This window comes from Pseudomonas sp. RHF3.3-3 (assembly GCF_048069595.1).
Classification (GTDB): domain Bacteria; phylum Pseudomonadota; class Gammaproteobacteria; order Pseudomonadales; family Pseudomonadaceae; genus Aquipseudomonas; species Aquipseudomonas fuscovaginae_B.
Map to the genome: position 1 here is coordinate 4406103 of NZ_CP182250.1, position 15095 is coordinate 4421197.

Sequence of the window (15095 nt, forward strand, 5' to 3'; positions counted from 1 at the left end):
TCACGACACCCCCTCCTCCACGGCAGCCGACAATCGGCCCAGCCACCAGGCCGCCAGCTGGCTCACGGCGGGCGCCTTGAGCAGGCTGAAATGGTTGCCCGGCCCATACCAGACCGTCAGTTCGTCGACCTGGGCGCTCCAGCCGGCGACCATCGCCTGTTGCTCGCGCTGGTTGCCGGCCGCGTCCAGGGTCGGATCGTCCGCCAGCACCAGGCTGGCCCGACCGACAAAACCCCGCTGCGGCCGATAGACGGTACGCAGTGCGCTGGCGAAGGTCCGCGCCGGGCCATGCATGGCCTGCGGCGCCGCCCGTGCCGAAAGCAGACCGACCCGGACCATGCCGGCATGCAGTTGCGCCAGTTGGGTGTTGTCGTCCTGTTCGGCGAAGGCCTGCGCATCGATGCCCAGGGACTTGCCCGAGGCCAACTGCATCGCCTCGACCAGCCGCTGCAGGGCCGCAGTGGTGGTATAGGGCTTGCCGATCACGCTGTTGCCGCCGGGCGACTCGCTGTCGATCAACGTCAGCGAGGCCACCTCGCGCCCGGCCGCCTGCAGCCGGGTGGCCATTTCGAAGGCGACCCAGCCACCGAAGGAATGGCCGACCAGATGCAACGGCCCCTCCGGGCAGGCCTGCTCCAGCGCCTGTAGATACAACTGCGCGGCACTCTCGACACAACTGTGCGGCACCGACTCGCCATCCAGCCCGCGGGGCTGCAGGCCGATCACCGGCCAGTCCGGCCCGAGGGCATCGGTGAGCCCGATAAATCCGGTGACACTGTCCCCGGCACCGGGCACGCAGAAGATCGGCGGGCGGCCGGCGCGGCCCTGCTGGATCGTCAACAGCGGCTGGTGCACGCTGCCCGGCGCCACCTGCGCACGCTCCAGGGCGTCGCCGAGCGCCTGGCCGAGGACCTGGACATGCGGCGCCTGCATCATGCTCAAGTGATCGCCCGGTACCTCGATGCAGCGCAGTTCGCCACGCCCCAGGGCCTCTGCCCAGCCCAGCGACTCGCTGCGCCGCGCCAGCTCGCTGGTACGCTCGCCGGCCCGGAACAGGTGCACCGGCATGCCGATCGGGTGCAGGCGGTAATGGGCCAAGGCATGCCCATGGGCCACCTCGCGATCGATGAACGGCCACAACGCCTGCGACGATACCGAACCGAGACTGGCCGGCAGCAACTGCCGTTCGCGGCAGTGCTCCAGCAGGCCGTCGAAGTCGAAGCGGTCCAGGTCCTGCTCCAACTGCCGCACCTGCGCCAGGCCATCGCTGCCCGCCGGCCCTTCGACGGTAAGCCAGGCCGAGCATTGCAGCAGCAGGTGGCGCTTGTGCGCCGCCTCACCGGCCCAGCGCGCCTTGCCCTGGTCGGTCAGGCGCGGCACGTAGCTGTCCAACAGGCCGAGGAACTGCACCGGCTGGTCCTGGCCCAGCAACTGGATGGCGATCTCGTAGGCCAGTACCCCCCCGAACGACCAGCCGGCCAGGCGATACGGCCCCTGCGGCTGCACCTCGCGGATCAGTTCCACCAGCCGTGCCGCCAGGCACTCCATGGTCCGCAACTGCGGCTGGCCCAGGGCGATGCCCGGCAGGCCGTAGATCGGGAAATCGCCGGGCAGGTGCTGGCCCAGCACCGGGAAATAGGCATCCGCACCACTGAACTCATGCACCAGGAACAGCCCCGGCTGACTGCCGCCGGCCCGCACGGTGATCACCTCGTCGCGCCCTTGCGGCGCGGCGCCGCGCTGGCTGAGCAAGGTGGCGAGCGATTCGACGCTGGCATGCTGGAACAACTCCGCCAGCGACACTGGCAGGCCCGCCTGTTCCAGCAGGTTGACCAGGCGGATCGCCAACAGCGAATGGCCTCCCAGCTCGAAGAAGTTGTCGTGGCGGCCGATCCGCTCGACCTTGAGCACGTCGGCCCAGAGCTGCGCCAGGGTCTGCTCGAGCGGGTTCGCCGGAGCGACATGGGCACGGCTGGCGAAGTCCTCGATGAGCGGCACCGGCAGCGCCTTGCGATCGAGCTTGCCGTTGGCGGTCAGGGGCAGCAGAGGCAACCGCACATAGGCCGACGGCACCATGTAGTCCGGCAATTGCCCGAGCAGATGGTTGCGCAGTTCCTCGACCTGCGGCGCCACGCCTTCGCCGATCGCCGTGAAGTAGGCCACCAGGCGCTTGTCGCCCGGCGCCAGCTCATGTACCTGCACGACCACCTCGCGAACCTGCGGATGCCGGCCCAGGCGGGTCTCGATCTCGCCCAGCTCGATGCGGAAGCCACGGATCTTCACCTGGCCGTCGTTGCGCCCCAGGTACTCCAGGTTGCCATCGGCGCGCCAGCGCACCAGGTCGCCGGTGCGATACATCAGGCTGTCCGGCAGCGGGTTGAACGGGTCGGCGAGGAATTTCTCCGCCGTCAGTTCCGGCTGGTTCAGGTAGCCCTTCGCCACGCCCGCGCCACCGACATACAACTCACCGACCACGCCTACCGGCACCGGCTGCCGCCGGGCATCCAGCACATAGGCGCGGGCGTTGCCGATCGGCCGGCCGATGGGGATGCTGCCCTCGCCCACCGTGGTGATCTCGAAGGTGGTGGAGAAGGTCGTGGCCTCGGTCGGGCCGTAGCCATTGAGCAGATGCCGGGGTGCCCCGTGCCTGAGCACCCGCTCGATCACGGCCGGGTCGAGCACGTCGCCACCGACGATCAGGTAGCGCAGGCCACGCAAAGCCTCCATCAAGCCGTCGGCGTACTGCTGGAACAGGCCGGCGGTCATCCACAACACGCTGACGGCCTGCTCCTGCAACAACGCCCCCAGCACATCACGCGACAGCAGGTCGCCCTGGTCGACCACCACCACGCAACCGCCGTTGAGCAACGGTGCCCAGACCTCCAGGGTACTGGCGTCGAACGCCGGGTTGGAAGCGAAGGCCACCCGGTCGTGCTCGTTGAAATCGGCGTAGCCGTTGTTGATCACCAAACGCGTGATCGCCCGGTGCGGCACCAGTACGCCCTTGGGGGTACCGGTGGAGCCGGAGGTGTACATGAGGTAGGCCACCGTCTCGGACGACTGCGGCAGATCCGGGTTGTGCTCCGGCCGCCAGTCGAGGGCCAGGCTGTCCAGCTCGACCCGGGGCAATGCCAGGTCGGCCAGCTCATCACCACGCGTCAACAGCAGCACCGCCCGGCTGTCTTCAAGCATGAAGCGCTGGCGTTCGACCGGGGCATTGATGTCCAGCGGCACGTACACCGCCGCGCACTTGCTGATCGCCAACTGGCTGGCCAGCAGGTCCGCCGAGCGCTCCAGCAGGATCGCCACCGTGTCACCCGGCGCCACGCCGAGGGCCAGCAGGTGATGGGCCAAGCGGTTGGCCCGGGCGTTCAAGGCGTGGTAGCTGAGGCTCTGTGTCCCGTGCACCAGCGCCTGGGCCTCGGGACGGGCCAGGGCCTGCGCCTCGAACAGCCGGTGCACGGTCTGCAGGTGCGGATACTCGCGCGTGGTCGCGTTGAATCCGTCCAGCAACTGCCGACGCTGATCGCCCGGCAGCACCGACAGTTGCTCGATCGGCAAGGTCGGTTGCTGCTCCAGGGCCTGCGCCAGGTTCTCCAGCACCGCGTGCATCAGGTCGCAGACCCGCTGCGCACCGATCTGTGCCGGTGCCAGCGCGGTCAGGGCGAAGTCCTCGCCCAGGTCGTCGACGCTGAGAGTCAACAGGTAGTTGGTACGTTCCTCGGCCTTGAGCAACTCGATGCCCTGCCAGGCGCCCCGAACCTCATCGTCTGCCGCCGTTGCCGAGGCTCCGTGCCGGTAGTTGAGCAAGGCACTGAACAGCGGCGTGCCAGCGGCCACGCCGCTGCAACGCTGCATCAGCGCCAGCGGCGCATGTTCATGGGCCAGCAGCCGGGCCAGGCGTCCATGGGTGGCCTGCAGGGCCTCGCGTACCGGCCGGGCGTCGATGTCGACGCGCAACGGCAAGGTATTGATGAAGACCCCCAGGGCCCGCTCGGCGCCCTCGCCGCCCTGCAGGCGCCCGAGCAGCACGGTGCCGAACACCACCTGCTCACGGGCCGCCGCCGCCCCGAGCAACCGCGCCCAGGCCAGGTGCACCAGGCTCGCGGCGCTGACCCCCAGTTGCCGGGCCTGCTGGCGCAGGCGTCGGCTCAACGCCGGATCGACCGGCCGCTGGCGCTCCTCGACGCCACCGCCATTGCTCTGAACGTCCCGCAGGCCGAACGGCAGGGTCGGCTCATCGATGTCCCCCAGTTGCTCGCGGAAGAACGTCTCGTGCTCCTGCTCGCTCATGCCCAGACGGGCCTGGGCCACGTAGTTGCGGTAAGGCACTGCGGCGCCCAGCCGTTCGCCATGGCCGAGCAGGCAGGCTTGCAGTTCCTGCTGCAGCACCTCCAGCGCGACGTGGTCCATGACCAGGTGATGGAACAACAGCAGCCCGATGATCCGGCCATTGGCCGGATCGGCGCAGTGCACCAGGCGCAGCAACGGCGCTCGGGTGATGTCCAGGCGATAGTGGCGGGTATCGAAGCGCGCCAGCAACTGGCTGGACACCTCCCCATCGGCCGGATCCAGCGACACCGCCTCGCACACCAGCGGCGCCTCGCGCAGCACCACCTGCAACGGTTCCGGCAGTCCGTCCCAGAGGACCGCGCTGCGCAGGATGTCATTGCGTTCGATCACCTGCCCCAGAGCCTGGCTGAAGGCGTCCAGGCGCTCCCGGCTGGCAAACGCGAATTGCGCCTGCAGCAGGTACGGGTCGCCTTCGCTGGCGGCCAGGTGGTGGTAGAGAATCCCCGCCTGCAACGGCGCCAGCGGGTAGATGTCCTGCACGTTGGCGCTGCCACCCGGCACGCTGGCGACGATCCGGTCGATGGCCTCCTGCTCCAGTGTCACCAGCGCCAGGTCAGCCGGCGTGATCCGCCGGGCACCGGCCCGGATGCGGTTGGCCGGAATCTCGATCTCGCGCCCCGCGCCGAGGCTGGCGGCAAACGCGGCCAGGGTCGGCTGGCCGAACAGCACCCGCACATCGGCCGTCAGGCCAAGCCGGCGCATGCGTCCGATCAGGCTGACCGCCAGCAGCGAGTGACCACCCAGCTCGAAGAAGTTGTCGTGGCGCCCCACACGCTCGACCTTCAGCAGCTGCGCCCAGAGCCGGGCCATCAGTATTTCGGTTTCACCCAGCGGTGCCTCGTACTCGCGCACGACCAGGGCCGCCTGGTCCGGCGCCGGCAGCGCCTTGCGATCGAGCTTGCCGTTGGGGCTCAGCGGCAGCGCCGCCAGGTGCACGAACAGCGCCGGGACCATGTAGTCCGGCAGTTGCTCCAGCAGATGGGCCCGCAGCGCATCGATGTCCTGAACCTCGGCCGCCGTGTAGTAGGCCACCAGGCGCTTGTCGCCCGCGACGTCCTCACGGGCCACCACCACTGCCTCCTGAATCGCCGGGAAGGCGGTCAGGCGCGCCTGGATCTCGCCCAGCTCGATACGCAGGCCGCGGATCTTCACCTGGTCGTCGTTACGCCCCAGGTACTCGATGTTGCCGTCCGCCAGGTAGCGGCCGACATCGCCCGTGCGGTACATCCGGGCCTCCGGCGTCGTGCTGAACGGATCGTCGAGGAAACGTTCCGCAGTCAGTTCGGGGCGATTGAGGTAACCGCGTGCCACCTGCACCCCGCCGATGTACAACTCACCGACCACACCCAGCGGTACCGGCTGCATCTGTGGGTCGAGCAGGTACATCCGGGTGTTGGCGATCGGCTTGCCGATCGGCGTATTGTCCGGAGTCTGCTCGATCGGGCCGGCACAGTTCCAGGCCGTCACGTCCACCGCGGCCTCGGTCGGACCGTAGAGGTTGTGCAGTTCGGCACCCGGCAACTGCGCCTTGAACCGACGCACCACACTGCCAGGCAAGGCTTCACCGCTGCACATGACCCGTTTCACGCTGGCGCAGCGTTCGGCATCACCGTGGGCCAGGAACACATCGAGCATCGACGGCACGAAATGCAAGGTGGTGATCTGCTCGGCCTGGATCACCTCGCTCAGGTACAGCGGGTCCTTGTGCCCTTGCGGACGCGCCATCACCAGCCGCGCGCCGGTGAACAGCGGCCAGAAGAACTCCCAGACCGACACGTCGAAGCTGAACGGAGTTTTCTGCAGCACCGCGTCATCCGGGGTCAGGCCGTATTCGTCCTGCATCCACAGCAGGCGGTTGACCACCGCCGCGTGTTCGTTGATCACGCCCTTGGGCTGGCCGGTGGAGCCGGAGGTGTAGATCACGTAGGCGCTATGCCTTGGGGTCAGTCCACCCACCCACGGGTTGTTCACCGAGCGGTTGTGCCAGGTGTTGCAGTCCAGGTCGATCACCGGTACCGCCACCTCAGCCAACAGGTCGCGGGTGCGGCCCTGCACCAGCACCACCGCCGGTGCGCTGTCAGCGAGCATGTAGGCGATGCGCTCCTGCGGATAGGCCGGATCCAGCGGTACATAGGCGCCGCCGGCCTTGAGGATCGCCAACAGGCCGACGACCATCTCCAGGCCGCGTTCGACGCAGATCGCCACGCGTGCATCCGGCTCCACACCCTGCTCGCGCAGGTGGTGGGCCAACTGGTTGGCGCGCTGGTTCAGCGCCCGGTAGGTCAGGCGCTCCTCGTCCGCCTGCAGCGCCACGGCTTCCGGCGCCCACTCGACCTGGTCCTGGAACAGGCCATGAAGGGTCTGCGCCAGGTTGTAGCCGGTGTCGGTGGCATTGAAATCCCCCAGCAAGTGCTCGCGCTCGGTCATGTCCAGCAGGTCGATCCGCGCCAACCGGGCCTGGTCGTCGGCGACCATGGCCCGCAGCAGGCGTTCGAAGTAGCCGGCATAACGCTGCATCGTCGACTCGTCGAACAACGCCGTGGCGTACACCAGGCCACCGCTGATGCAGCCCTGGGTCTCGCCCAGGTTCAGGGACAGATCGAACTTGGCGAAATGCCCCGGGGCAGCGATCCCTTCCAACTGCAGGCCACCGGGCACCGCTTCGGCACGCTCGCCCGCCTGCCAGGTCAGCAGGGTCTGGAACAGCGGGCTGTGGGCCAGGCTGCGCGCCGGCCGGATCAGTTCCACCACCTGCTCGAACGGCAGGTCCTGGTGCGCCTGGGCCTCAAGAATGCGCTGGCGAACCTGTGCCAACAGCGCGGCGACATTTCCGGCGCCGGCCACATCGAGACGAATCGCCAGGGTATTGACGAACAGCCCGATCAGGCCCTCGATCTCCGCGCCCTGGCGGTTGGCGACCGGCGAACCGATCACCACCTCGTCCTGTCCGGCCAGGCGAGCGAGCAGCGCGCCCCAGCCGGCCATCAGGGTCATGTACAGCGTCAGCCCATGGCGCTGGCCGAGCGCCCTGAGCCCCGCGCTCAACGACGCGTCGAGATGGATCTCGACCTGGCCCCCGGCATAGTCCTGACGCGCCGGACGCGGTCGGTCCGTGGGCAGCATCAACAGGGCTGGCGCACCACTCAGGGCCTGCTGCCAGTAGGCGTTCTGCCGCGCCAGCACTTCGCCGCTCAACCACTGCCGCTGCCAGACGGCGAAGTCGCCATACTGCAAGGCCAGGGGCGGCAGCGGGTCATCCTCGCCGCGGCTGAAGGCGGCGTACAGCGCGACCAGCTCGCGGGTCAGCACGTCCATCGACCAGCCATCGGCGATGATGTGGTGCAGGGTCAGCAGCAGTACATGATGCTCCTCGCCGATGATCACCAGCCGGCCACGAATCAACGGCCCGCGCGCAAGGTCGAACGGAGCACGGGCTTCATCGCTCAGCAGGTCTTCCAGGGCGGTGGCGGCCTGCGGATGCTGGCGCAGGTCCTCTACCTGCAGGAGCAGACCGGCCTCAACCGGGGCGATCAGCACCTGGGGTGTTTCATCGCATTCGACGAAACGGCTGCGCAGGGTTTCGTGGCGCGCGACGAGGGTCGCCAGCGCCTGTTGCAGGGCCTGGGCCTGCAACTGCCCACGCAGGCGCAGGGCGACGGGAATGTTATAGGCGCTGTTGGCACCGTCCATCTGGGCCAGGAACCACAGCCGCTGCTGGGCGAACGACAGCGGTAGCGCGCCGTCACGGGGAACCGCGACGATGGCCGGCAGGCTGACCGGTGCATCGCTCTGGAGAAACCGTGCCACGGCCGCCAGTTCGGGATTGGCGAACAACTCGCCCAACGGCAGCTCGCGCTGCAATTGCAGGCGCACCTGGGAAACCATGCGCATCGCCAGCAACGAGTGGCCGCCCAGCTCGAAGAAATGGTCCCGCCGACCGACCCGCTCGACCTGCAGCAATTCGCCCCAGATCCGCGCCAGGGTGTTTTCCAGCTCGCCCTCGGGCGCCTGGTATTCGCGCTGCGACAGGGCCGTCAGCGCCGGCGCCGGCAGCGCCCGGCGATCGAGCTTGCCATTGGCGGTCAGCGGCAGCGCGTCGAGCCGGACATAGGCCACCGGCACCATGTACTCCGGTAGTTGCGTCGCCAACTGCGCGCGCAGTTCGCCAGGCTCGGGCAAGCCGCCCGATGCCGCCTCGGTCAGATAGGCCACCAGGCGCACCTGGCCGGGCTCATCCTCACGGGCCAGCACCACCGCTTCACGGACGCCCGGCAGGCGGTTGAGGCTGGCCTCGATCTCGCCCAGCTCGATCCGTACACCACGGATCTTCACCTGGTCGTCGTTGCGGCCCAGGTACTCGACGGTACCGTCGGCCCGCCAGCGCGCCAGGTCGCCGGTGCGATACATGCGGGCCTGCGGCAGCGTGCTGAACGGGTCGTCGAGAAAGCGCTCGGCGGTCAGTTCCGGGCGGTGCAGATAACCGCGCGCCACCCCGGCCCCCCCGACATACAGCTCGCCGGCCACCCCCACCGGCACCGGACGCAGTTGTTCGTCCAGCAGATAGAGGCGCGCGTTGGCGATCGGCCGACCGATATGCAGCAGCCCATTCGGCTCGACCTGCCCGGAGGTCGCCACCACCGTGGCTTCGGTCGGGCCGTAGTTGTTGATCACCGCGAAGCCCGGGTCCTCGGCGAAGTGCCGCAGGCGGTCGCCGCCGATCAGCAGGGTGCGCAGGGTCGGATGGCCACGGCCCTGGCCAAAGGCATACTCGGCCACCGGCGTCGGCAGGAACGCCACCTGCAACGGCTGCGCCCGCCACCAGTCGAGCAGGCCATCCAGCTCGCCGCTGCCCAGGCTCGCCGGCGGCAGGTGCAGGGTCGCGCCCACGCACAGCGCCGGCCAGACTTCCCAGACCATGGCATCGAAACCGACGCCGGCAACGCTGGCGGTGTGACTGCCGGCACGCAGATCGAAGGCCGCACAGTGCCAGTGCACCAGGTTCTCCACGGTGCCGTGCTCGACCATCACGCCCTTGGGCAGGCCGGTGGAGCCAGAGGTGTAGATCACATAGGCCAGGTGCCGGGCAGCGAGCCCCGCCACGTGCGGATCGCTGACGGGCTGGTCGTGCCAGGTCGGCTGGTCGAGATCGACCAGCGGCACCTGCAACCGGCCCGCCAGCTCGCGGGTGTTGCCCTGGACCAGCACGGCCAGGGGGGCGCTGTCCTCCAGCAGATAGCGGATCCGCTCGGCCGGATGGGCCGGATCGACCGGCACATAGGCGCCACCGGCCTTGAGAATCGCCAACAGGCCCACCAGCATCCGTGGCCCGCGGGTCACGCAGATCGCCACCCGCTCATCCGCCTGCACACCCAGTGCCCGCAGATGATGGGCCAGCTGGTTGGCCTGACGGTTGAGCTCACGGTAGCTCAGTGCCTGCCCGTCCATCCGCACCGCCACGGCATCCGGCGTGCGCTCGACCTGACGTTCAAACAACCCGTGCAGGGTATGCCCACGGGGGTACTCGACCTGGCTGGCATTGAAGTCCTGCAGCAACTGCACGCGCTGCGCTTCGTCCAGCAGATTGGCCTGGCCGAGGCTGGCCTGGTCGTTGTCGACCATCGCCTGCAGCACACCACGCAGATAACCGAGATAACGCTCGATGGTGGCCGCGTCGAACAGGGCCGTGGCATAGGTCAGCGAGCCCACCAGTTGCGCGCCGCCGTCACCGAGGTCGAGGGCCAGGTCGAACTTGGCGAACTGCCCGCTGCCGGCCAGCGCCTCCAGTTGCAGGTCGCCCAGTTGCAGCGCCGCCTCATCGTGGTTCTGCCAGGAGAACATGCTCTGGAACAGCGGGCTGTGGGCCAGGCTGCGCTCCGGCCGGGTCAGCTCCACCACCTGCTCGAACGGCAGGTCCTGGTGAGCCTGGGCCTGCAGGGTCCGTTCGCGCACCTGGGCCAGCAGCGCCTCGACGGTCTGCTGCGGGGAGACATCGAGGCGGATCGCCAGGGTGTTGACGAACAGCCCCACCAGGCCTTCCACCTCGGCCCGCTGGCGGTTGGCCACCGGCGAGCCGATCACCAGATCATGCTGCCCGCTGAGGCGCCCCAGCAGCAGGGCCCAGGCGGCCAGCAGGGTCATGTAGGGGGTGGTGCCATGACGCTGGCCGAGGGCCCTGACCGCGGCGCTCAGGCGTTCATCCAGAGTGAAACCGATCGTGGCGCCGGCGTAGTCCTGGCGGGCCGGACGCGGCCGGTCGGTGGGCACCATCAGCAGGGCTGGCGCGCCGGCCAGGGCCTGTTGCCAGTAGCTGCCCTGCTGCTGCAACAGCTCGCCATCGAGCCAACGCCGTTGCCACACGGCGAAGTCGCCGTACTGCACCGCCAACGGTGGCAGCGGGTCAGGCCGGGCGTGGCGGAAGGCCTCGTAGAGCGCCATCAGCTCGCGGGTCAGCACGCCCATCGACCAGCCATCGGAGACGATATGGTGCAGGGTCAGCAGCAGCACATGGTGCCGGTCGGCCAGGCACAGCAGACGGCCACGGATCAGCGGCCCCTGTTGCAGGTCGAACGGTTCGCCGGCTTCCTCGCGCAGGCGCGCCTGGACGCAGGTCTGGGCATCGGGGGTCGCGCGCAGGTCCTCGATGGCGAACCGCAGCCCCTGGCCGACCGGAGCGATCTCCACCCGTGGCTCGTCACCGTGCAGGACGAAACGACTGCGCAGGGTCTCGTGACGCTCGACGATACGCGCCAGCGCCCGTTGCAGCGCCTGGCTGTCCAGCGGGCCGTGCAGGCCCAGGCCGACCGGAATGTTGTAGGCGCTGCTCGCGGCGCCCATCTGCGCCAGGAACCACAGCCGCTGCTGGGCGAACGACAGTGGCAGCGCCTGGTCCCGCGCCACCGCGAGAATGTCCGGCAGGGTACTGCGGGCCGCCTGGCCGAGGGTTTCGGCCACCGCCGCCAGCTCGGCATTGGCGAACAGTTGCGCCAGCGCCAATTCCACGCCGAGGCGCTGGCGGACCTGCGCCACCATGCGCATCGCCAGCAGCGAGTGCCCGCCCAGTTCGAAGAAATGATCGCGGCGACCGACCCGCTCGACCTGCAGCACCTCGCTCCAGATCTGCGCCAGGGTGATTTCCAGCTCGCCCTCGGGCGCTTCGTACTCGCGGGTGAACAGGTCATCCAGCTCGGGCCTGGGCAGCGCCCGACGATCGAGCTTGCCGTTGGCCGTGAGCGGCAGCGCGGCCAGCTTCACATAGGCGGCCGGCACCATGTAGTCCGGCAGGTGGGCCTGCAGCCAGGCCCGCAGCTCGGCGGTTTGCAACGCATCGACCTGCGCCTGCTCGGTGAAATAGGCCACCAGCCGCGCTTGCCCCGGCTGGTCCTCGCGGGCCAGCACCACCGCTTCCTGGATACCGGGAAGCTGGTTGAGCCGGCTCTCGATCTCGCCCAGCTCGATGCGCATGCCGCGGATCTTCACCTGGTCGTCGTTGCGTCCCAGGTACTCGAGGGTGCCGTCGAGCTGCCAGCGGGCCAGGTCGCCGGTGCGGTACATGCGCGCCCGGGGATCATCGCTGAACGGATCATGGAGAAAACGCTCGGCGGTCAGTTCCGGGCGGTTGAGGTAACCGCGGGCGACGCCGGCACCGCCGACATACAGCTCACCGGCCACCCCCAGCGGCACCGGGCGTTGGCGTTCGTCGAGCAGGTAGACGCGCGCATTGCTCATCGGCTTGCCGATATGCAGGAGCTGCCCGGCCTCGACCCGCCCCGAGGTGGCGACCACCGTGGCCTCGGTCGGGCCATAGTTGTTGATCACCTCGAAGGTCTGGTTGCGGCTGAACTGGCGCAGGCGGTCACCGCCGATCAGCAGTGTGCGCAGGGTCGGGTGTTCGAGATTCCGGGCAAAGGCGTGTTCGGCGATCGGCGTCGGCAGGAAGCTGACGTCCAGCGGCTGCGCGCACCACCAGTCGAGCAGGCCGTCGACATCCTCGCCGCCCTCGGCCGGCGGCGGCAGGTGCAGGGTCGCCCCGGCGCACAGGGCCGGCCAGACTTCCCAGGCCATGGCGTCGAAGCCGAAACCGGCGACGCTGGAGGTGTGCCGTCCCGGGCACAGATCGAAGGCCGCGCAATGCCAGTCCACCAGGTTGGACACGGTGTGGTGCTCGACCATCACCCCCTTGGGCAGCCCGGTGGAACCGGAGGTGTAGATCACATAGGCCAGGTGCCGGGGATCAGGGGTCGGCAGTTGCCCGCTGGCGACGGTGTGCTCCTGCCAGAACGGTTTGTCGAGGTTGATCACCGGCACCGCCAGTTCCGGCAGGCGGGCCAGCAGGTCGTCCTGGGTCAGCACCGCCACCGGTGCGCTGTCGTCGAGCAGGTAACGCAGGCGCTCGGCCGGGTGGGCCGGATCGATCGGCACATAGCCGGCCCCGGCCTTGAGAATCGCCAGCAACCCGACCAGGGTATCGAGCCCGCGCCGGGCAACGATCGCCACCCGCTGGTCGGGGCGAACGCCGAGTTCACCCAGGTGGTGGGCCAGGACCTCGGCCTGCCGGTTCAACTCGGCATAACTCAATGATTGTCCCTGGCACACCGCAGCCACCGCCTGCGGCTGTTCGGCAGCCCGGGCGGCGATGCGCTGGTGCAGGGTCAACCCTTGCCGGTAGTCGGCCTGGCTGGCGTTGAAGCCCTTCAGCAACAGCTCGCGCTCATCCATCGGCAGGATCGACAGGTGCTCCAGCAACGCCTGCGGACTCTGTTCGAGGGCCTGCGCCAGTTGCTCCAGGGCCGTGCGCATGTAGTCACAGACCCGCTGCCCGTCGATCTGCGAACTGGCCAGCAGGGCCAGGCGGAAGTCCTCGCCCTGATCGTCGACGCTCAGGGTCAGCGGGTAGTTGGTGCGCTCCTCGGAACTCAGCGGGGTGATGCCATGCCAGGCCGAGGCCGCGTCGCTGGCGCTGGCGGCGACCGCCAGGCCGTTGTGCCGGTAGTTGAGCAGGCTGCTGAACAGCGGCGTTGGCACCTCGACCCCACTGCAGCGCTGGGCCAGCGCCAGCGGTGCGTGTTCGTGGCGCATCAGCGCGGTGAGCCGGGCCTGGGTCGCACGGACCCCGGCCTGGACCGTCAGGCCGCCGATATCGACCCGCACCGGCAGCGTGTTGATGAAGATTCCCAGCGCCCGGTCGCCATCGCCACCGCCCTGCATGCGGCCCATCAGCACCGTGCCAAAGACCACGCTGCGCCTGCCCGACAACGCCGCCAGCACCTGGCCCCAGGCCAGGTGGAACAGGCTGGCGACACTCGCCCCCTGCTGCCGGGCCAGGGCCCGCAGCCGAAGGTTCAGTTGCGGCTCCAGCGCCAGATTGAATTCGTCGATGGCCGTGCCGTCGCCCTGCACGTCCTGCAGGCCGTAGGGCAAGGTCGGCTCGTCGATCTCCGCCAGCATCTCGCGGAAGAAGCTTTCATGCTCCGCCTGGCTGATTCCCAGGCGGGCCTGGGCTACATAGTTGCGAAACGGCACCGGCTGGCCCAGTTGCCCACCCTGCCCGCGCAGGAACGCGCCCATCTCATGGCGCACTACGTCCAGTGCGCTATGGTCCAGGGCCATGTGGTGGAACAGCAACATCGCCACCAGCCGCTGCGCGGCTTCATCGCGCGCGTACACCAGGCGGATCAGCGGTGCCCGGCTCACATCGAGGCGATAGTGGCGAGCGTCGAAACGCTCGTGCAACCGTTGCAGCGCCTCACCCTCGTGCGGTTCGAGCAGCACCTCTTCCACCACCAGTTCGGCCTTGCGCCAGACCACCTGTACCGGACTTTCCAGGCCCTCCCAGAGCACTGCGGTGCGCAGGATGTCGTGGCGGTCGATGACCTTCTGCAAGGCCTGGGCGAAAGCCGTCAGCCGCTCCAGGTCGGCGAAGGCGAACTGTGACTGCATGACATAGGGATCCCCCTGCGTCGCACTGGCGTGGTGGAACAGGATGCCCTCCTGCAACGGTGCCAGCGGGTAGATATCCTGCACGTTGGCGACCCCGCCCGGTACCTGGGCGACGATCCGGTCGATCTGCTCCTGGTCCAGATTGGCCAGGGGCAGCATCGCCGGGGTGATGCGGGTGGTCCCGGCCTCGATGGCGTTGGCCGGCACCGTCACCTGGCCGCTCGCCGCCGGCGAATAGGAACCGTCGCGGATCATGCCGATCAGCACCGGTTTGTACTCGCGCAGGCGCGCCAGCAGTTCAGGCTCGGTCAGTGCCTGCTTGTTACCCTGTACGATCAGTTGATCGTTCCTGACAGCCAGTTGGATGCCTTTTGCCTTCAATATGGCCAGCAGTTCCGTCACGTTCACAAGGCGATCTCCATTTGTTCGGTAATTGCGGCGTATCCGGCCAACGTCGGTTGTTCGAACAGCGCCCTCATGTCGGCTTCCATGCCTTCCTGGTGCAGACGGCCGATCAGGCTGACGGCCAGCAGTGAGTGCCCACCCAGCTCGAAGAAGTTGTCGTGGCGCCCTACACGCTCGACATTCAGCAGTTCCGCCCAGAGCCGGGCCATCAGTATTTCGGTTTCACCCAGCGGTGCCTCGTACTCGCGCACGACCAGGGCCGCCTGGTCCGGCGCCGGCAGCGCCTTGCGATCGAGCTTGCCGTTGGGGCTCAGCGGCAGCGCCGCCAGGTGCACGAACAGCGCCGGGACCATGTAGTCCGGCAGTTGCTCCAGCAGATGGGCCCGCAGCGCATCGATGTC

2 protein-coding genes (1 of these 2 only partly in view) are annotated in these 15095 nt (G+C 68.6%); both read right to left on the reverse strand.

Features of this window, described 5'->3' with window-relative positions; all coding sequences use genetic code 11:
* The gene (locus ACMGT0_RS19570) at nucleotides 1-14697 is read right to left on the reverse strand and encodes an amino acid adenylation domain-containing protein (RefSeq protein ID WP_416769356.1); all 14697 of its coding nucleotides are present in this window, start codon (nucleotides 14695-14697) and stop codon (nucleotides 1-3) included.
* On the reverse strand, nucleotides 14694-15095 hold the 3' end of the coding sequence (locus ACMGT0_RS19575; RefSeq protein WP_416769358.1) for a non-ribosomal peptide synthase/polyketide synthase. The gene runs 22302 nt beyond the window's last position; the window shows 402 of its 22704 coding nt (coding positions 22303-22704); the start codon falls outside the window, past its right edge — the gene reads right to left on this strand; its stop codon occupies nucleotides 14694-14696. Before ACMGT0_RS19575 ends, ACMGT0_RS19570 begins: the two co-directional genes overlap by 4 nt.